The following is an 18966-nucleotide window of genomic DNA, read 5'->3' on the forward strand; positions in this document are numbered from 1 at the left end:
CCGGCGGCTTCACGCCGTCGCGTCCGGCCAACTCACCGCCCGCAGCGGCCAACTCGCCGACGTTCCCGGTGAGTTGGCTGTTGCGGGCGGGCAGGTGGTGCCATCGGCGAGCGGGAAGTCGCGCGGATTCGGCGGCTTGGGTCCTCGGGCGGGTCCGGCTGGGGGTTTCGTGACGTTTCGGCGGCGGCCGGCTGTGGAGGCCCGCCCCCGCGATCGACTTTGCCGGGGCCCCCGCCCTCCCTGGGGGCGTGCCCTTGTCCAGTTTATCGGTGAGGTGCGGCAAACCCACCCGCGCGACCGCTGGGAGCGCCGGTTGTCCACAATCGCCGGACCCTGTGGATCAACTGTTGCGGGCGGCCAGCTCCGCGCCGATCGCGGCCAGCGCCGCCCGCAGCTCCGCCGGCTCCAGCACTTCCACACCCGGGCTCAACGCCACCAGCTGACCGAGGCCGATTTCGCCGTCTTCCAGGGCGAGCTCGGCCTCGGCCCAGCCTGCCGAGTCGGGCGAGCCCAGCGACACCACCGTGTCCGCCAGGTGCTCGCCGCCGAACACCCGGCGCAGCTCGCGGACTGCCGTGCGGTGCAACCGGGCCCTGACCCGCACCGGCCGCGCGACCTGCTCGAAAGTCGCCGACGACGCTCGCCACCAGCGGGCCAGGTCGAAGTCCGGTGGTCGCTCGAACGGCACGTCCGAAGACCGGACGTCGAGGATCCGGGACACCCGGTACGTCCGCAGCGCGTCGTCCGGGACGACCCGGGCCACCAGGTACCAGACGCCCGCCTTCAGCACGAGCCCCAGCGGTTCCAGCTCTCGCGATGCCACCTTGTCGCGGCGCCGGTAGCCGACCGAGACACGTCGCTGCGTCCACACCGCGTGGACCACCGCCGCCAGCGCCGGTGGCTCGTCGGGGCCGCCGAACCAGCCCGGTGCGTCCAGGTGGAACCGGCCGGCGACCAGCGCCGCGTGTTCTCGCAGCTCAGGGGGCATGCCCGCGGACACCTTCGCGCGCGCCGCGCTGCCCGCGGTGTCCAGGCCCAGCCCGGCGAGCGCGTCCGGCACGCCGAGCGCGAAGAGCGCGACGGCCTCGCGCGCGGTGAGTCCGTCGAGCCCCGCTCGCCAGCCGTCGACCAGCCGGAAGCCGCCGTGCCGGCCCTGTTCGGTCCACAGCGGAACGCCCGCGTCGCGCAGGGCCGCCAGGTCGCGGTGCATGGTGCGCTCGGAGACGCCCAGCTCCTCGGCCAGCTCGGCGGCGGTCGCGCTGCGCCGCCGTTGCAGCGTGAACAGCAGCGCGACCAGCCGCTCGGCTTTCACCGGTTACCGGTTGGCGCGGTTCACCGCCGAGACGACCGCGCGCAGCGACGCCGTGACGATCGACGGGTCGATCCCGATGCCCCAGAACACCCGGTCGGAGATCGCGCACTCGATGTACGACGCGGCGCGCGCGTCGTCGCCCGGCGAGAGCGTGTGCTCGCTGTAGTCCAGCAGCCGCAGGTCGAAGCCCACCGTCGACAGCGCGTCGAAGAACGCCGCGATCGGGCCGTTGCCGCGGCCGGTGACCTCGTGCTCGTCACCCTCCACCCGCACGGTCGCGGTGATGTCGTACTCGCCGTCGCCGTTGTCGCGCACGTGCTGGCGGACCAGCTCCAGCGGCGTCTTCAGCTCCAGGTACTCGGCCGAGAAGGCGTTGTACATCGTGGCCGGGTCGACCTCGCCGCCCTCGGTGTCGGTGTAGCGCTGGATGACCTTCGAGAACTCGATCTGCAGCCGCCGCGGCAGGTCGAGCTGGTGCTCGGCCTTCATGATGTAGGCGACGCCGCCCTTGCCGGACTGCGAGTTCACCCGGATCACGGCCTCGTACGTGCGGCCGACGTCCTTCGGGTCGATCGGCAGGTACGGGACCTCCCACGGGTACTCGTCGATGGGTACGCCCGCCTTGCCGGCGGCGTCCTTCAACGCGTCGAGGCCCTTGTTGATCGCGTCCTGGTGGCTGCCGGAGAAGGCGGTGAACACCAGGTCGCCGCCCCACGGCGACCGTTCGGGGACCGGCAGCTGGTTGCAGTACTCGACCGTCCGCTTGATCTCGTCCATGTCGGAGAAGTCGATCTGCGGGTCGATGCCCTGGCTGTAGAGGTTCATGCCCAGCGCGACCAGGTCGACGTTGCCGGTGCGCTCGCCGTTGCCGAACAGGCAGCCTTCGATCCGGTCCGCGCCGGCCTGGTAGCCGAGCTCGGCGGCGGCGATGCCGGTGCCGCGGTCGTTGTGCGGGTGCAGCGACAGGATCACCGAGTCCCGGCGGGCCAGGTTCCGGCTCATCCACTCGATCGAGTCGGCGTAGACGTTCGGCGTGGCCATCTCGACGGTCGCCGGCAGGTTCAGGATCACCGGCTTCTCCGGCGTCGGCTGCCAGATTTCGGTGACGGCGTTGCAGACCTCGAGCGCGTAGGACAGCTCGGTGCCGGTGTAGGACTCCGGTGAGTACTGGAAGCGGAAGTCGGTGTCGGGCTGCTTCGCGGCCAGCTCGACGACCAGTTCCGCGGCCTGCGTCGCGATCTTCTTGATGCCTTCGCGCTCCTCGCGGAAGACCACCCGGCGCTGCAGGATCGACGTCGAGTTGTAGATGTGGACGATCGCGCGAGGCGCGCCTTCGAGGGCCTGGAAGGTCCGCTCGATCAGCTCGTGGCGGCACTGGGTCAGCACCTGGATGCTGACGTCGTCCGGGATGGCGCCCTCGTCGATGATCTCGCGGACGAAGTCGAAGTCGGTCTGCGACGCGGCCGGGAAGCCGACCTCGATCTCCTTGTACCCCATGCGGACGAGCAGGTCGAAGAACTTCCGCTTGCGCGCGGGCGACATCGGGTCGATCAGGGCCTGGTTGCCGTCCCGCAGGTCGACGGCGCACCACAGCGGCGCGCGGTCGATGCGCTTTTCGGGCCAGGTGCGGTCGGGCAGGTCGATGTTCTCGACCAGGTCGTACCAGGGGCGGTAGCGGTGCACCGGCATGGACGTGCCGCGCTGGGTGTTCCAGACGGGCTGGTCAGCGGGCGCGGTACGAGAAGGTTTGCGGATCTTGCTCATGGGATTTGGAGTGTCTCCAGCTCGACGGGTGCGACCGGCACCACGAAGCCCCGCGACGGGGAGCCGGTCCGGTCAGGCCCCGTCGCGGCAGCGAAGCAGGAGAGCACGCGCCACGAACCCACCATAACCAGGGAGCGCGGGCTGAGGGAAGCCGGGCCGCGACGCAACCGTGACCCACTCGGTTACCTGTGGGTAGCAATCGGCCTGGCACCGTGCGAAACTGCGGGCATGGGTGAACACGCAGAGTCGTCGTCGGAGGAGACCCGCGTCTCCCGTCGCGCCGCCGTCGACTGGCGCCAGACCGGGGGCAAAGTGGCTTCGGTGGTGGCGTCGATCGTCCGCTGGATCGGGCTGGTCTTCGCGGCCCTGCTGGTGATCCACGTGATCTTCACGGTCGGCTCGGCCAACCCGGCGAACGGCATCGTCTCGTTCGTCAAGTCCTGGGCGGACAGCCTGGCGCTCGGCTTCAGCGACCTGTTCACACCGAGTGACGAGAAGCTGCGCGTCCTGGTGAACTACGGCATCGCGGCGATCTTCTGGCTCGTGGTGTCCGGGATCCTGGCCAAGGTCATCCGCCGGGTGGGCGGGGCTTCCTGATTTCGCGGTGATCACGATCGGCGCGGCCTCGTAACGCACTGTCGCGCCCTCGCGACATCAGCACGCCGGAAGGAGTGCTGATCATGTCCGTTTCCCAGCCCGTCGTGGCCTCGCCGGGCGCGGTGGCCCGCTTCTTGAGCCGCTGGTACTTCGTCGTCACCATCATTTCGTTCGGGTTCTTCGCGTGGGTGCCGTTCGTGCACGCCGCCGTCCGGCTCGGTCGCAAGCCGCTCTACGTCCGGGCGGTCGTCTTCGCGGCGGCGGCGGTGGCCATGGGCGTGCTGTTGTCGCTCGCGCCAACGGACGCCAAAGGCAAAGTGGTCGGCGCGGCCGGGAACCTGCTCACCACGGCCGCGCTGATCCTCGGCATCGTCCTGATCGTGGTCGGCTGCATCCAGCAGGGCAGGCTGCGGCGCGAGATCCTGCGGCAGGTTCCCGGTGAACGCCTCGACGGCCCCGACCCGGCCCTGGCCGCCGCGCTCGCCGCGAGGCAACGCCGCACCGAGGCCCGGAAGCTCGCCACCGAAGACCCCCTCATCGCGCGCGACCTGCGCGTCGGGCGCCCCGACCTGCCGCGGAACTACGACGACGGCGGGCTCGTCGACCTCAACAGCGCGCCGGCGGAGGTGATCGCCTCGGTTTGCGGGCTCGACGCCGCCACCGCCCAAGTGATCGTCGAGGTCCGGGCCGCGGCCGGCGGATTCGCCGCCGTCGACGACGTCTTCACCGCCGTGCCCGTCGCCGCCTGGGACCGCGTCCGCGACCGGGCCGTGGTCTTACCGCGCTAGAGCGCCGGCTCGCCCCAGGAGCCGGTGAACGCGAACTCGGCCAGCGGGATCCGCACGCGTTCCGCTCTCTCCCGCTCGATCCGCCGCTCCTCCTCCAGCACGTCCGGCTCGGCAGGCGACCCGACCGCGATGGCCACCTTCGGGACCGCGTCGTCCGGGAGGTCGAACGAAGCGCGCACGACGTCCGGCGAGAAGCCCGCCATCTGGTGGGCGATCAACCCCAGCTCCACCGCCTGCAGCACGAGGTTCTCCGAAGCCAGCCCGAGCCCGTACTCGGCGTACGGCACCGGACCCTTCGGGTTCGTCGTCACCATCACGCCGATCAGCAGCAGGCTCGCGCGGTGCGCCCAGGCCTGGTTGCCCGAATTGAGCGTCGCCAGGATCGCGTCGAACGACGGGGTGCCGCGGACGCCGACCAGGTAACGGGCCGGCTGGGTGTTGCCGAACGACGGCGCCCAGCGGGCCGCCTCCAGCAGCGCGCGCACCTGCTTCGGGGTGACTACGGCTGTCTCGTCGTAAGCCCGCGGGCTCCACCGCTCGGCCATCAGAGTCGCGATCGGGACGCTCGTCACAGCTGGTTTCCGCACGACCCCCACCGTAGCCGGGAGTGCGCTGCATCACTCGGGAGGAAGGGCTCCGCGCATTTCGTTGGTGTTGCGGAAGATTTACTTCCGCGAGGCCCGCACGCGGGGTGCGCCCCACGTCAAGAGGGTGGCAGGCCGCTGAAGCCCCGGTAGGCTCCTCTTCACATCATGGGACGCGGGGGCTCTCCGGTGCCCACCAGGGAGCCGCCCGGCCCGCGAGGAGGTTCGGGCGTGGCCCTCGTGGTCCAGAAGTACGGCGGATCGTCGCTGGAAAGTGCCGACCGGATCAAGCGCGTGGCGGAGCGGATCGTCGCGACGAAGAAGGCGGGCAACGACGTCGTCGTCGTCTGCTCGGCGATGGGTGACACCACCGACGAGCTGCTCGACCTCGCCCAGCAGGTCAACCCGGCGCCGCCGGAGCGGGAAATGGACATGCTGCTCACCGCCGGTGAGCGCATCTCGAACTCGCTGGTCGCGATGGCGATCGCGGCCCAGGGCGCCGAGGCGTGGTCGTTCACCGGTTCGCAGGCCGGCGTCGTCACGACGTCGGTGCACGGCAACGCGCGCATCATCGACGTCACCCCGAGCCGGGTCACCGAGGCGCTGGACCAGGGCTACATCGCGCTGGTCGCGGGCTTCCAGGGCGTCGCGCAGGACACCAAGGACATCACCACGCTGGGCCGCGGCGGCTCGGACACCACCGCCGTCGCGCTGGCCGCCGCGCTGAACGCCGACGTCTGCGAGATCTACTCCGATGTGGACGGTGTGTACACGGCCGACCCGCGGGTGGTGCCGGACGCGAAGAAGCTCGACTCCGTCACGTACGAAGAGATGCTCGAGCTCGCCGCGAGCGGGTCGAAGATCCTGCACCTGCGTTCGGTCGAGTACGCGCGCCGCTACGGCGTCCCGATCCGAGTCCGTTCTTCCTACAGCGACAAGCCGGGCACGACGGTGACCGGTTCTATCGAGGAGATCCCCGTGGAACAAGCCCTGATCACCGGTGTGGCGCACGACCGCTCCGAAGCCAAGATCACGGTCACCGGGGTGCCGGACCACACCGGTGCCGCGGCCCGGATCTTCCGCGTGATCGCCGACGCCGAGATCGACATCGACATGGTGCTGCAGAACGTGTCCAGCACCGTCTCCGGCCGCACCGACATCACGTTCACGCTGTCGAAGGCCAACGGCGCCAAGGCCGTCAAGGAACTGGAGAAGGTCAAGGCGGAGATCGGCTTCGAGTCGGTCCTCTACGACGACCACGTCGGCAAGGTGTCGCTGGTCGGCGCCGGGATGCGCTCGCACCCGGGTGTCACGGCGACGTTCTGCGAAGCGCTGGCCGAGGCCGGCGTCAACATCGAAATCATCAACACCTCGGAGATCCGCATCTCGGTGCTGATCCGCGACGCGCAGCTCGACGACGCCGTGCGCGCGATCCACGAGGCGTTCGAACTCGGCGGCGACGAAGAAGCCGTCGTCTACGCGGGGAGTGGTCGCTGATGGCGGACGGGCTGCGGATCGGGGTGGTCGGCGCGACCGGCCAGGTCGGTGCGGTGATGCGCAAGCTGCTGGCGGAGCGGGAGTTCCCGATCGCCGAGCTGCGCTACTTCGCCTCGGCGCGCTCGGCGGGGTCGAAGCTTCCCTGGCGCGACACCGAAATCACGATCGAGGACGCCTCGACCGCGGACCCGTCCGGTTTGGACATCGCGTTGTTCTCGGCGGGCGGCTCGACGTCGAAGGCGCAGGCGCCGCGGTTCGCCGCGGCCGGGGTCACGGTGATCGACAACTCGTCGGCGTTCCGGATGGACCCGGACGTGCCGCTGGTCGTCAGCGAGGTCAACCCCGAAGCCATCAAGGAAGCGCGCAAGGGGATCATCGCGAACCCCAACTGCACCACGATGGCCGCGATGCCGGTGCTGAAGCCGCTGCACGACGAAGCCGGGCTGGTCCGGCTGGTCGCGTCGACGTACCAGGCGGTGTCCGGCAGCGGGCTGGCCGGCGTCGACGAGCTCGCCGGCCAGGTCCAGGCGGCCGCCGAGCACGCGTCGCTGCTGACCCACGACGGCGCGGCGATCGACTTCCCGAAGCCGGAGAAGTACGTCCGGCCGATCGCGTTCAACGTCCTCCCGATGGCCGGATCCATTGTGGACGACGGCGAGCTGGAGACGGACGAGGAGAAGAAGTTCCGCAACGAGAGCCGCAAGATCCTGAGCATCCCGGGGCTCGGCGTCTCGTGCACCTGCGTGCGCGTGCCGGTGTTCTCGGGGCACTCGATCTCGGTGAACGCGCAGTTCGACCGGCCGCTGTCGGTCGAGCGCGCGACGGAGCTGCTGTCGCACGCTCCGGGCGTCGAGCTCTCGGAGATCCCGACCCCGCTGCAGGCGGCGGGCAACGATCCGAGCTACGTCGGCCGGATCCGCCTCGACCAGGGCGTCGAGGGCGGCCGCGGCCTGGCGCTGTTCATCTCGAACGACAACCTGCGCAAGGGCGCGGCGCTCAACGCCGTGCAGATCGCGGAGCTGATCGCCCAGCAGCTCTGACGTCGTGCCCGAGGCCCCTCACGGACGTGGTGAGGGGCCTTCACGCGTCCCGGCAGGTCTGGGGGCGCAGGGAGGCGAACTGCTTCACGGGATCCGCGGATCGGGTCACGTCGGTCGTGAAGTTCCAGACGTACCCGTCGGCGTGCCCGCGATCTCCCCTGATCGCGGGGTGCTCGGCGCCTTCGCCGTCCAGCCAGGCAAGGCTGCGTCGAGGGCCTCCTGGACGTAGCGGCTGCGCCAGATCGGGTTGCCCTCCATCGCCATCTCGAAGGCCGCCCGCAGGGGCAGCGGCGTCAACGACGGCGCGAGAGCCGCGGTCCCGGCCGCGAAGTCGAGCAGGCGCTCTTCGGTGCCGTGCCACTTCGGGCACCAGTAGCTGAGGGCACGGTCGTGACCGGGCCGGTGGGTGGGCGCGCGGACGATGAGGCCCGACCAAATCCCGTCGAAGGGGCTGGTGCGGGACGCCGAGCCCCATGGAGGCGGTGACGAGGGTCGCCCACGGCGTCGGATCCGCTTCGGCGAGTTCGGTGTACCGGCCGCGCGCGGCCGGTACACCGCTGCCAGGCCATGGCGACGAACGTCTGCGCCTGCACGAGGGGTGGCGTCGGGATCGCCCTCCCGCTCGGCGAGCCAATCGCGCAGCCACTGCCGTTCGGCGGTGGCAAGGAGTGCCGAACACCGGTGCTTCAGCTCCCCGACCGGCGTACCCGGCTGGTTGTCCACAGCGGCTTCCGGTTGTGGACAGGTCGGCGCCCGAGGGGTGGAAACCGGCTTTTCGTCGGCAGCCGCCGGTAGACTGGCCAAGGGGACGCCCCCCAGGGATGGGCGGGGGAGCTGCCGGTGCCGGGCCTCCACAGTGGACGATCGAAAATCGCCTTGTCCGATTCGCTTCCGCGGGAGATCCTATGCCTCGCAAGCAAGTTCAGGGGAGGAAAACCATGTACACCGCTGTCGAAGGCGCCCGTGTCCCGATCCGGATGTGGGCGGATCCCGCTTCCGTCGAAGACCAGGCCATGCGGCAGCTGCACAACGTCGCGAACCTGCCGTGGGTGCACGGCGTCGCCGTGATGCCCGACGTCCACTACGGCAAGGGCGCCACCGTCGGCAGCGTCATCGCCATGCGCGACGCCGTCTCGCCGGCCGCGGTCGGCGTCGACATCGGGTGCGGGATGAGCGCCGTCCGGACGTCGCTCACCGCGAAGGACCTGCCCGACGACCTCGGCAAGCTGCGCCGGCGCGTCGAAAGCGCCGTGCCCGTCGGTTTCGGGCTGCACAAGACGCCCGTGAACCCGGCGAAGGTGCACGGCGTCGGTGGCTGGGACGCCTTCTGGAAGCGGTTCGGCGAGCTGCACACCGGCGTCCAGGAGCTGCACGACCGGGCCGCGCGGCAGATCGGCAGCCTCGGGGGCGGGAACCACTTCATCGAGGTCTGCCTCGAGCAGGGCGGTGCCGACGAGGGCCGGGTCTGGCTGATGCTGCATTCGGGTTCGCGCAACATCGGCAAGGAGCTGGCCGAGCGGCACATGGCCGTCGCGCGCAAGCTCCCGCACAACGCCGACCTGCCCGACCCCGACCTCGCGGTGTTCGTCGCCGGCACGCCGGAGATGCAGGCCTACCGGCGCGACCTGTTCTGGGCGCAGGACTACGCGGCGCGCAACCGCGCCACGATGGTCGCCCTGGTGAAGCAGGCGCTGAAGGACGTCGTCCCGGGCACGACCTTCGACGACGCGATTTCGTGCCACCACAACTACGTCGCCGAGGAGACCTACGACGGCGTCGAGCTGCTCGTCACCCGCAAGGGGGCGATCCGCGCCGGCTCGGGTGACCTCGGGATCATCCCGGGCAGCATGGGGACCGGTTCGTACATCGTCCGCGGGCTGGGCAACGACTCGTCGTTCCAGTCGGCTTCGCACGGCGCCGGGCGGCGGATGTCGCGGAACAAGGCGAAGAAGCTCTTCACCGTCGACGACCTCGCGGCGCAGACGGCCGGCGTCGAGTGCCGCAAGGACTCCGGCGTGGTCGACGAGATCCCGGCGGCGTACAAGGACATCGAAACGGTGATTCGCGCGCAGACCGACCTGGTCGAGGTCGTGGCGCACCTCAAGCAGGTGGTCTGCGTCAAGGGCTGACGGTACGTTGACGCCATGACGAGGGGTGGAACGACAGCCGCGCTGCTGGCCGCGGCCGCACTGCTGCTGAGCGGGTGCGACCAGGTCAGCGGCGCGGTCGACCAGGGGAGCAGGACAGCGGACAAGGTCGCCGCGTGCACCGAGGCGCTCGGGCTCGCCGACCTGAACCCGCTGGTCGACCCGGCCAAGTTCAAGGCGCGCGCCGAAGACAAAGAGAAGCGGCTGCGCGAGCTCGCGGGCGACGTCCAGGACCAGGACGTCAAGAACGCGCTGCTCGGCATGGCCGACTCCTACGTCCAGGTGCAGAAGGAACGCATTGAAGACGCCGGCGTCGTGGCCCAGTGGGTGCAGCGCAACGTCAGGAAGCTCGACGCCCTCCGCGCCGCCTGCGGCTAGTGGGTTTCGCGCCTGGACAGCGCACAGCTAGGGGCAGCTCTCGGCCAGCGCGGGCTCCGGAGCAGGTGCCGTCGCCCGGCGGTGGAGCAACCCGGCCGAGGCCAGTACGAGGCCGCCGACCCCGGCCGCGGCGAAGCCCCACGCCGGGCTCGAGTGGTCGATCGCGAAACCGACCACCGGGCCGCCCGCCGCCAGGCCGAGCCGCGTGAAGGTGTCCTGCAGCCCCATCGCCTCGCCGCGGACCTGCGGCGGGGCGATCCGGCTGACCGTCTCGGTCGTCGCCGCCAGCGTCGGTGCGCACAGCAGGTTGGTCGGGATCAGCACCACCATCAGCAGCCACCACGGCCGGTCCGCCAGGCCGACCGGCACCACCAGCAGCGCGAGCAGCAGCATCAGCACGCCCTGCGGCAGTGAGCGTTTCACCGCGCCGTGCACGACGCCGCCGAGGATCGATGCCGTGCACATCACCGCGATGACCAGCCCGGTCACGCCGAGCTCGCCGTTCGCGCGCAGGGCCGCCAGTGTCGACAGTTCGGTGCCGACGAGCACGAACAACGCGCCGCCCGCGATCAGCAGCGTCGCCAGGAGCCGCCCGGTGAGCCAGCTCCGCAACGGTGGCCGGATGCCGCGGTCGGCCGCATCGGCCGCCCCTTCGCGGATCGGCGGGTCGATCAGCCAGATGAGGAACGCCGTGCCGCCGAACAGCGCGCCGAGCCCGGTGAGCGTCCACGTCGGCGAGAACGCCGTGATCGCCGCGATGCCGGCCGCCGGGCCGATCATGAACGTCACTTCGATCGAAATGGTGTCGAGCGAGTAGGCCGCGCGGCGCTCCTCGGACGGCACGAGCGTGGCCAGGACCTGCCGGGCCAGCGAGCCGGCCGGCACCGAAAGCATCCCGCCGGCGACCGCGACCACGGCGAGCGCCTCGAACGGCAGGTGCGGCGCGGCGACCCAGAACGCCGTCGTGCCGATCCCGCAGACCGCGACGACCGGACGCAGCCCGTACCGGTCGAGGCAGCGGCCCAGCAGCGGCGCGCCGAGCGCCATCCCGAGGGTCACGGCGCCGCCGACCAGGCCGGCGGCGCCGTAGCCGCGGCCGAGGCCGGTGACCACGTACAGCGTCATCAGGACGCCGTTCATGGTCATCGGAAGGCGGGCCAGGAACATCAAGGCCATCGTCGAGGGGACGCGGGGGACGGAGAGCACCCGGCGGTACGGCTGCAGAGGCACGTCCTCGATGAGAACCCAAGTTGGTACGGGCGTGCAACATGTTTCCCCGGCGAAAACCTCTGGCGCGAGAAAATAATGAGAGCTACTCTCACTTGGTAGTAACTATCAATTGGGGGTCGCTATGACTCAAGGGCATCCACGCAGGTGGTGGGCACTCGGCGCGCTCGCGGTGAGCCTGCTGACCATCGGCCTCGACCTGACCGTCCTCAACGTCGCCGTGCCGACCCTGGCCGTCGACCTCGGCGCCACGACCACGCAGCTGCAGTGGTTCGGCAACGCCTACACGCTGGCGCTGGCCGCGCTGCTGCTCCCCGCCGGCCTGCTCGGCGACCGGTTCGGCCCGAAGAAACTACTGCTCGGCGCGCTCGTGGTGTTCGGGCTGGCCTCGTTGTGGTGCGCCTACGCCGGTTCGCCGGGCGAACTGATCGCCGCCCGCGTCGTGCTCGGCGTGGGCGCCGCGTTCCTCATCCCGCTCTCGCTGTCGCTGCTGAACATCCTGTTCCCGCCGGAGGAGCGGGCGAAGGCGCTGACGACGTGGGTGCTGGCGATGTTCGTGGGCATCCCGCTCGGCCCGTTGCTCGGCGGGTGGCTGCTCGACCGCTTCGCGTGGGGCTCGGTGTTCCTCATCAACGTCCCGCTGACCGCGGTCGGTGTCGGCGCGGTGCTGTTCCTCCTGCCGGTCACCCGGGGCTCCGGCCGGGGCCGGATCGACTTCACGGGCATCGCGCTGTCGGCGGCCGGGCTGGTCGCGCTCACCTACGGGTTCGTCCACGCCGGCGAGCACGGCTGGGCCGATCCGGTGACCTACGGCCTGATCGGGCTGGGTGCCGCGCTGGTGGCGGTGTTCTGCTGGACGCAGACGCGGGTGGCCGCGCCGCTGACCGACCTCGCGTTGTTCCGCGAGCCGCGGTTCGTCTGGGGTGCGGTGCTGGCCACGGTGGCGTCCTTCGCGCTGATGGGCCTGCTGTTCGTGCTGCCGCAGCTGTTCCAGGCGGTGCAGGGGGCCGACGCGCTGCAGACCGGGGTGCGGCTGCTGCCGCTGATCGGCGGGATGCTGGTTTCGGCGAAGCTCGCCGAGCGGCTGGTGGCCGCCGTGGGGGTGCGCGCGGTCGTCGCGGGCGGATTCGTGTTGCTCGCGGCCGGGCTGGCGTGGGGCTCGACGACGTCGCCGTCGGGCGGCTACGGCGCCACCGTGGGCTGGGAGGTCGTCATCGGCCTGGGCACCGGCGCCACGCTTCCGCCGCTGATGACGATGGCGATGGGGGCGCTGACCGAGGGGCGCTCGGGGGCCGGGTCGGCGCTGATCCAGGTGCTGCGGCAGGTCGGCGGCACCATCGGTGTCGCGGTGCTGGGCACGGTGCTCAACGGCGTCTACCGCGACGGCGTCGACGTCCGGGGCCTGCCCGCGCCGGTCGCCGACGCCGTGCGCGGCAGTGCCTCCGGCGCGGTCGCCGTGGCGGGGCAGCTCCACCTGCCCGGGCTCGCCGCGTCCGCACGGGCCGCGTTCACCGACGGCATGGCCGCGACGCTGTGGGTGTGCGCCGGCCTCGGCGTCGCCGGGGCGCTGCTCACGCTGGTGTTCCTGCCCGGCCGGGCGGCCACCGGAGCGGTGCCGCGAGAATCGGAGCATGACATCGTCGCCGGCTGAGCCCACGGGACTGCGGGAGCGGAAGAAGGCCAGGACGCGCGCCGCGATCCAGCGGCACGCGTTGCGGCTGTTCCACGAGCAGGGCTACGGCGCCACGACGGTGGACCAGATCGCGGCCGCGGCGGAGATCTCGCCCAGCACCTTCTTCCGGTACTTCCCGACGAAGGAAGCGACCGTGCTCTACGACCCGTTCGACCCGGTGCTCATCGAGGCCGCGCTCGCGCAACCGCCCGAGCTGAGCCCGATCGGCGCGCTGCGGGCGACCATGGACACCATCCGCGAGCAGATCCCCGCCGACCTGTGGGAGGACGAACGCCGGCGGCAGATGCTGGTGTTCCGGGAGCCCGAGCTGCGCACCGCGGTCATGGACAAGTTCGCGGAGGGCATCGACCTGCTGGCCGGCCTGGCCGCCCGGCGCACCGGCAGGTCCGCGGACGACTTCGCGGTCCGCAACTGGGCCGGCGCGGTGGTCGGCGTGGTCATGGCGGCGTTCCTCGGTGCGGCGGCGGATCCCGAGGCCGACACGTTGGTGGTCATCGACGAAGCCGTCGCCCACCTGGACGCGGGGCTGCCGCTCTGAGGGTCGGTCCGATTTCGGAATTGATTTCGCATTTGCGCATCCACCTCGGGGGGACCGTGTGGGTGGCGGGATGAGCGTGGGGAGAGCCCCATCTGGAGCAGTCGAGACGCGCTGTCCGACGGAGTGATGAAGCTAAATGATCACCGTTTACACTCGGGTGGGTAACCCATTCGCTCCATAGTGGACAGATGCTACCAGCAGTGACCTTCGGAATCGGTCATGATGATCTCCGGGGGGAGGGGCAAGGGCTCGCCGTTAATCAAATGCGGGCCAGTTCACTTCATTCAGATCCGGCACGTAAGGGTGTTAAACACCCCGAAACGGTGATCGGCTGGCTTATCTCCGATACGGCGGGTATCGATTTACCCCGTCAGGTCTCCCGAGGCCAGGAGGTAAAAAATGAAAGTCAAGTTCGGGCGAGTCATCGCCCTGGTAGCCGCAGCCAGTCTGCTGGCGGTCGGAACGGCGGGGATCGCGTCGGCGAGCCCGGAGGGGGGCAAGGGTTCCTCCAGCACCCAGGCCCTCGCCGCGCAGGTGCTCCAGATGCGTGACGACCTCACCAAGGTGGCTTACGCCGGTGACGTCGGCGCCACGCGGACGGATCTGGGCCGGCTGAGCCCGGTGCTCGCGGACATCGCGGCCGGCAAGCGCTACACGGTCCAGACCGACACGCAGCAGCTGGCCGGCCTGGCCAAGGGCCGCGCCGACGAGTCCACCAGGCTGCTGGCGAACCCGACGGCCAAGCCTCGCCAGCTGCCGCCGTTGCCGCTGCCGCCGATCCCGGACCTGCCCGGTCCGCTGAAGATCGTCAGCGACCTCCTGAAGGCCCTGCTCGGTGCCGTCACCGGCATCTTGGGCGGTCTCCTCGGTTCCCTGCCGGTGCCGGCGCTGCCGCTGCCGCTGCCGGTTCCAGGGTCGTAGCCACCGAAAACAGGGGCCCCGGAGCCCGGCCGCGGACATTTCTCCGCGCCGGGCTCCGGGTTCGCTTTCAGTGCGCTTTGGACAGTCCCTGGCGCAGGGCGCCCGCCGTCTCCGCCAGTGCTTCGCGGAAGCGGTTGCCGACGCCGGTGAAGTTGACGAACCCGTGGATCAGGTCGTCGTGGCGGCGGACCGCGACGTCGACCCCGGCGTCGGCGAGCTTCTTCGCGTACGCCTCGCCTTCGTCGCGCAGGGGGTCGAAACCCGCCGTGACGATCAGGGCGGGCGGCAGGCCGCTCAGGTCGTCCGCGTGCAGCGGCGAGAGCCGCGGATCGGTCAGGTCGGTGCCTTCGGGCACGTAGTGGCCTTCGAACCACTTCATGTGCACGTCGGTCAGGAAGAGGTCCTCGGCGAACAGGTCCTGCGAGCGGTAACGCCGCGCGAAGTCCGTCGCCGGGTAGATCAGCAGCTGGAACGCCGGTACCGGGCCGCCGCGGCGCACGGCCTGCTGGGCGGTCACGGCGGCGAGGTTGCCGCCCGCGCTGTCGCCGCCGACGGCGATCCGCGCCGGGTCGGCGCCCAGGTCGGCCGCCTTCGCCACGGCATACTCGAACGCCGCCAGCGTGTCTTCCGTCGCCGCCGGGAAGGGGAACTCCGGCGCCAGCCGGTATTCGATCGACAGCACCCGCACGCCGGCGTGCTTGGCCAGGAAGCGGACGGCGTTGTCATGGCTCGAACGGGTGCCGATCACCCAGCCGCCGCCGTGGAAGAACACCAGCAGCGGCGACTTCTCCGGCAGCCCGGCCGGCGTGTAGAGGGTCGCCGGAAGATCGCCGTCGGGCGTCGGAACCGCTGTCTCCCGCACCGAAACCGGCTCGATCGGCCGGCCGCTGACCAGGTGCCTGCTCCCGTCGAGCAGGGTCCGCGACTCCTCGACCGAACCGCGCACCAGGTCGGCGCGCGCGATCTTCTGCAGCCGGAGCAGCAGCTGGGCGTCGAGCGCGAGGTCCTGGCCGTCGATGCGGACCGGCCGGCCCGCGACCGCCCGTCGCACCGGTGCGGGCAGCCAGTACGCGAGCTGCGACGCGGCCGCCTGGACACGGACGGGGAGCGGGATCGCCATGGTTCCTCCATAAGCGCGGGGACTCCCCTGGAGGTTACTTGCCAGTAGGTAACCGGTCCAGCTGTGACCAGGACCTCCGTCCCAGAGTCTGGTCCTCCAGTGAACTGGAGGGGTTAGCCTGGAAAGCGTGACTTCAGCCAGGACGGTCAACGTGCTCGGGATCGGCGGCTCTCTGCGCGAGGGCTCGCAATCCGAACGCGCGCTGCGGATCGCGCTCGGCAGCGCGGCCGAAGCGGGGGCCCGGACCCGGCTGCTCGCCGGCCCGGACCTCGTGCTGCCGTTCTACGACACCGGCGTCCCGGAGCGCGACGAGCGCGCGACACGGCTGGTGGAGGCCATCCGGGCAGCGGACGGGCTCATCGTCGTCTCGCCCGGCTACCACGGCGCGCTGTCCGGCCTGGTCAAGAACGCCCTGGACTACGCCGAGGACCTGCGGGACGACCGCCGCCCCTACCTCGACGGCCGCGCGGTCGGCCTCGCCGCCGTCGCGTACGGCTGGCAGGCCGCGGTGACCACGCTCGAACAGCTCCGCACGATCACGCACGCCCTGCGCGGCTGGGCGACCCCGCTGGGCGGTTCGATCAACTCGGCCGAGACCAAGTTCGACGAAGCCGGCGGCGCGTCGGACGAAAAGAGCGTCCGCACCCTTCGCCTGATCGGGCGGCAGGTCGCCGAATTCGCGGTGATGCGCGCTGCATGAGGAACGTCGGCGAGTTGGCCGGTCCGGGCGGTGAGTTGGCCGGACGCGACGGCGTGAGGCCCCGCATGCTGGGCCAAGCGGAGGTTTCGCCCGGGGGCCGCCGGGTACGCCAGTGACGTGATGCCTGCCATGTGGGGGCACCGTTCCGCGGGTGCGGGATGTTGTGTCCAGTGAGACGCTCGCTGCGGAGTGTCCGCGACAGAAGGCAGGCTGAACATGGGTCAGGCGATCTACACCGCGGTGGCGACGGCACGGGGCGACGGCCGGAACGGCGAAGTGACGTCGTCCGACGGCGTCATCGACGAGTCGCTGGCCATCCCGAAGGAGATGGGTGGCCCCGGTGGGGACAAGACCAACCCCGAGCAGCTGTTCGCCGCCGGTTACTCGGCTTGCTTCCACAGCGCCCTGCAGCTGGTCGCCCGCCAGGCGAAGGTGACGTTGAACGGCTCGACGGTGACCGCGGAGGTCAGCGTGCTCAAGCAGGAGGCCGGGTTCGGCCTCGGGGTCGCGCTGAACGTCTCGCTGCCGGGCCTCGAGCAGGCCCAGGCCGACCAGCTGGTCGAGCAGGCGCACCAGGTGTGCCCCTACTCCAACGCGACCCGCGGCAACATCGAGGTCGCGCTGTCCGCCACCGTCTGACCCGCCTCCCTCCGTCCGCACCAGTACGAGGAAAGGATTCCGCCAGATGAGCAAGTCTCCGATCAAGAGCCCGCTTTCCGAGGCCGACAAGGAGATCACCGGCAACGCCCTCCAGGCGACGCTGGTCGACCTGGTCGACCTGTCCCTCATCGCCAAGCAGGCGCACTGGAACGTCGTCGGGTCGAACTTCCGCAGTGCACACCTGCAGCTCGACGAGCTCGTGAACACCGCGCGCCAGTACGTCGACGAGGTCGCCGAGCGCGCCAACGCCATCGGCATCTCGCCGAACGGCAAGGCGAAGACCGTCGTCGAGAGCTCGGGCGTGCCCGAGTACCCGGACAACTGGCAGTCGGTCGAGTCCACGGTCGCCGCGATCGTCGACATCCTCGCGTCGCTCATCGAGCGGCTGCGCCAGCGCATCGACGAGACCGACAAGAGCGACCTCGTCACGCAGGACCTGCTGATCGAGATCACCCGGGCGCTGGAAGAGGCGCACTGGATGTGGCAGGCCCAGCAGGCTTGATTTTTCTCGCCAAAGGGGTCGTTCCGGACGGAGCGGCCCCTTTCGTGTTGCCCGGCTCAGTACGTTCGGTGGCATGGTCTTGCATCAGGGGAAAACCGGCCGCCCGAACCGCACAGCCGGGACGAACCCGCTCTACGCCGGGGCGAACCCGGCGCTCGCGGCCGGGTTCGTCATGCCGCACGACAAGCTGCGCGAGGACTCACTGCCGCCGGACACCGCGCTGCAGCTCGTGCGCGACGAGCTGATGCTGGACGGCAACGCGCGGCTCAACCTCGCCACGTTCGTCACGACGTGGATGGAGCCGCAGGCCCGCGAGCTGATGGCCGAGTGCGTCGACAAGAACATGATCGACAAGGACGAGTACCCGCAGACGGCCGAGCTGGAGCGGCGCTGCGTCAACATCCTCGCCGACCTGTGGCACGCGCCGGATCCCGCGGACATCATGGGCTGCTCGACGACCGGTTCGTCCGAAGCCTGCATGCTCGCCGGAATGGCGTTGAAGCGGCGCTGGGCCCGCCTCGGCCGCGGCGGGAAACCCAACCTGGTGATGGGCGCCAACGTCCAGGTGTGCTGGGAGAAGTTCTGCGAGTACTGGGAGGTCGAGCCGCGGCTGGTGCCGATGGACGGCGACCGCTTCCACCTCACCGCCGACGAAGCGGTGGCGCGCTGCGACGAGAACACCATCGGCGTCGTCGCGATCCTCGGCTCCACCTTCGACGGCAGCTACGAGCCGGTCGCGGAGATCGCCGCAGCGCTGGACGCGCTGGAAGAACGCACCGGCTGGGACGTCCCGGTGCACGTCGACGGCGCTTCGGGCGCGATGATCGCGCCGTTCCTCGACCCGGACCTGGTGTGGGACTTCCGGCTGGCGCGCGTGGCGTCGATCAACACCTCCGGCCACAAGTACGGGCTCGTGTACCCGGGCGTCGGCTGGGTGATCTGGCGCGACAAGGCCGCGCTGCCGGCCGAGCTGGTGTTCAACGTCAACTACCTCGGCGGGGACATGCCGACGTTCGCGTTGAACTTCTCCCGCCCGGGCGCCGAGGTCGCGGCCCAGTACTACACGTTCGTGCGGCTCGGCCGCGAAGGCTTCCGCGCGGTGCAGCAGGCCTCGCGCGACGTCGCCGTGCACCTGTCTTCCGGGATCGCCGCCCTCGGCCCGTTCTCGTTGCTGACCAGCGGCGACCAGCTGCCGGTCTTCGCGTTCACGACCCGCGCGGACGTCGGCTTCGACGTCTTCGACGTGTCCCGCCGGCTGCGTGAGCGGGGCTGGCTGGTCCCGGCGTACACATTCCCGGAGAACCGGACGGCCTGGCGGTGCTGCGGATCGTGGTCCGCAACGGCTTCACCCACGACCTGGCGGACCTGCTGCTGGCCGACCTGGCCCGGGTGCTGCCGGAGCTGGCGCAGCTCGGCGGCCGTCCGAAGGACCCGGCGAAGGCGACGGCGTTCCACCACTAGCTCACATCCCGTCGCCAGCGCGGCTACCGACGGGTAG

18 protein-coding genes and 1 pseudogene are annotated in these 18966 nt (G+C 70.6%); 13 read left to right on the forward strand and 6 right to left on the reverse strand.

The features are described 5' to 3' along the window. Positions 1 to 340: 340 nt before the first annotated feature. Together AB0F15_RS32775 and leuA are read right to left on the reverse strand one after the other, a co-directional pair. On the reverse strand, positions 341 to 1312 hold the full coding sequence (locus AB0F15_RS32775; protein ID WP_360278901.1) for a YafY family protein: 972 nt from the start codon (positions 1310 to 1312) through the stop codon (positions 341 to 343). Positions 1313 to 1315: 3 nt separating this feature from the next. Further along, entirely contained in the window at positions 1316 to 3076 is a 1761-nt protein-coding gene (gene leuA / locus AB0F15_RS32780) for a 2-isopropylmalate synthase (RefSeq protein ID WP_360278904.1), read from the reverse strand. A gap of 228 nt (positions 3077 to 3304) precedes the next feature. Here leuA and AB0F15_RS32785 point away from each other — a divergent pair, with 228 nt between their 5' ends. Continuing rightward, positions 3305 to 3673 carry a hypothetical protein gene (locus AB0F15_RS32785; protein WP_360278906.1) on the forward strand — a complete coding sequence of 123 codons (369 nt, stop codon included), beginning with the start codon at positions 3305 to 3307 and terminating at the stop codon, positions 3671 to 3673. Positions 3674 to 3756: 83 nt separating this feature from the next. Continuing rightward, positions 3757 to 4461 (forward strand): helix-hairpin-helix domain-containing protein, encoded by a 705-nt coding sequence (locus AB0F15_RS32790; protein ID WP_360278909.1) that lies wholly within the window; start codon positions 3757 to 3759, stop codon positions 4459 to 4461. On the opposite strand, the gene AB0F15_RS32795 is transcribed toward AB0F15_RS32790, so the two are convergent. Then, positions 4458 to 5048, reverse strand: coding sequence for a nitroreductase family protein (locus AB0F15_RS32795; protein ID WP_360278912.1), 591 nt, complete (start codon positions 5046 to 5048; stop codon positions 4458 to 4460). The two genes, AB0F15_RS32790 and AB0F15_RS32795, sit on opposite strands and share 4 nt — an antisense overlap. A 228-nt stretch (positions 5049 to 5276) precedes the next feature. On the opposite strand from AB0F15_RS32795, the gene AB0F15_RS32800 reads away from it, so the two are divergent. Continuing rightward, positions 5277 to 6542 carry an aspartate kinase gene (locus AB0F15_RS32800; RefSeq protein ID WP_360278914.1) on the forward strand — a complete coding sequence of 422 codons (1266 nt, stop codon included), beginning with the start codon at positions 5277 to 5279 and terminating at the stop codon, positions 6540 to 6542. Next, entirely contained in the window at positions 6542 to 7582 is a 1041-nt protein-coding gene (locus AB0F15_RS32805; RefSeq protein ID WP_360278917.1) for an aspartate-semialdehyde dehydrogenase, read from the forward strand. Before AB0F15_RS32800 ends, AB0F15_RS32805 begins: the two co-directional genes overlap by 1 nt. A gap of 105 nt (positions 7583 to 7687) precedes the next feature. Here AB0F15_RS32805 and AB0F15_RS32810 read toward each other — a convergent pair whose 3' ends face one another. Continuing rightward, positions 7688 to 8137: a hypothetical protein gene (locus tag AB0F15_RS32810; protein WP_360278920.1), complete on the reverse strand. Its 450-nt coding sequence runs from the start codon at positions 8135 to 8137 to the stop codon at positions 7688 to 7690. Between the two features lie 383 nt (positions 8138 to 8520). On the opposite strand from AB0F15_RS32810, the gene AB0F15_RS32815 reads away from it, so the two are divergent. Continuing rightward, positions 8521 to 9711 (forward strand): RtcB family protein, encoded by a 1191-nt coding sequence (locus AB0F15_RS32815; protein WP_360278923.1) that lies wholly within the window; start codon positions 8521 to 8523, stop codon positions 9709 to 9711. A gap of 15 nt (positions 9712 to 9726) precedes the next feature. Beyond that, positions 9727 to 10107, forward strand: coding sequence for a hypothetical protein (locus tag AB0F15_RS32820; protein ID WP_360278926.1), 381 nt, complete (start codon positions 9727 to 9729; stop codon positions 10105 to 10107). 27 nt (positions 10108 to 10134) lie between these two features. On the opposite strand, the gene AB0F15_RS32825 is transcribed toward AB0F15_RS32820, so the two are convergent. Next, a complete protein-coding gene (locus tag AB0F15_RS32825) occupies positions 10135 to 11274 on the reverse strand; it encodes an MFS transporter (protein WP_360278966.1) in 1140 nt (379 codons plus the stop codon). A gap of 184 nt (positions 11275 to 11458) precedes the next feature. Here AB0F15_RS32825 and AB0F15_RS32830 point away from each other — a divergent pair, with 184 nt between their 5' ends. The 3 genes from AB0F15_RS32830 (at position 11459) to AB0F15_RS32840 (ending at position 14486) form a co-directional block, all read left to right on the forward strand. Further along, positions 11459 to 12985, forward strand: coding sequence for a DHA2 family efflux MFS transporter permease subunit (locus AB0F15_RS32830; protein ID WP_360278928.1), 1527 nt, complete (start codon positions 11459 to 11461; stop codon positions 12983 to 12985). After that, positions 12966 to 13565, forward strand: coding sequence for a TetR family transcriptional regulator (locus AB0F15_RS32835; protein WP_360278931.1), 600 nt, complete (start codon positions 12966 to 12968; stop codon positions 13563 to 13565). The genes AB0F15_RS32830 and AB0F15_RS32835 overlap by 20 nt, the downstream gene beginning before the upstream one ends. 399 nt (positions 13566 to 13964) lie before the next feature. Then, complete coding sequence (locus AB0F15_RS32840) at positions 13965 to 14486, forward strand: hypothetical protein (protein ID WP_360278933.1); 522 nt, start codon at positions 13965 to 13967, stop codon at positions 14484 to 14486. A 67-nt stretch (positions 14487 to 14553) separates the two neighbouring features. Here AB0F15_RS32840 and AB0F15_RS32845 read toward each other — a convergent pair whose 3' ends face one another. Beyond that, positions 14554 to 15606 carry an alpha/beta hydrolase gene (locus AB0F15_RS32845; RefSeq protein ID WP_360278936.1) on the reverse strand — a complete coding sequence of 351 codons (1053 nt, stop codon included), beginning with the start codon at positions 15604 to 15606 and terminating at the stop codon, positions 14554 to 14556. Positions 15607 to 15733: 127 nt separating this feature from the next. Here AB0F15_RS32845 and AB0F15_RS32850 point away from each other — a divergent pair, with 127 nt between their 5' ends. The 4 genes and pseudogenes from AB0F15_RS32850 (at position 15734) to AB0F15_RS32865 (ending at position 18929) form a co-directional block, all read left to right on the forward strand. After that, on the forward strand, positions 15734 to 16306 hold the full coding sequence (locus AB0F15_RS32850) for an NAD(P)H-dependent oxidoreductase (protein ID WP_360278939.1): 573 nt from the start codon (positions 15734 to 15736) through the stop codon (positions 16304 to 16306). A gap of 216 nt (positions 16307 to 16522) precedes the next feature. Further along, complete coding sequence (locus AB0F15_RS32855) at positions 16523 to 16945, forward strand: organic hydroperoxide resistance protein (protein WP_360278969.1); 423 nt, start codon at positions 16523 to 16525, stop codon at positions 16943 to 16945. A 46-nt stretch (positions 16946 to 16991) separates the two neighbouring features. Further along, complete coding sequence (locus AB0F15_RS32860) at positions 16992 to 17468, forward strand: DNA starvation/stationary phase protection protein (RefSeq protein ID WP_360278941.1); 477 nt, start codon at positions 16992 to 16994, stop codon at positions 17466 to 17468. Between the two features lie 73 nt (positions 17469 to 17541). Continuing rightward, a pseudogene (locus AB0F15_RS32865) lies at positions 17542 to 18929 on the forward strand (glutamate decarboxylase). Positions 18930 to 18966: the final 37 nt, after the last annotated feature.

Origin of the sequence: Amycolatopsis sp. NPDC026612 (assembly GCF_040638285.1) — a bacterium.
In the GTDB taxonomy this organism is placed as follows: domain Bacteria; phylum Actinomycetota; class Actinomycetes; order Mycobacteriales; family Pseudonocardiaceae; genus Amycolatopsis.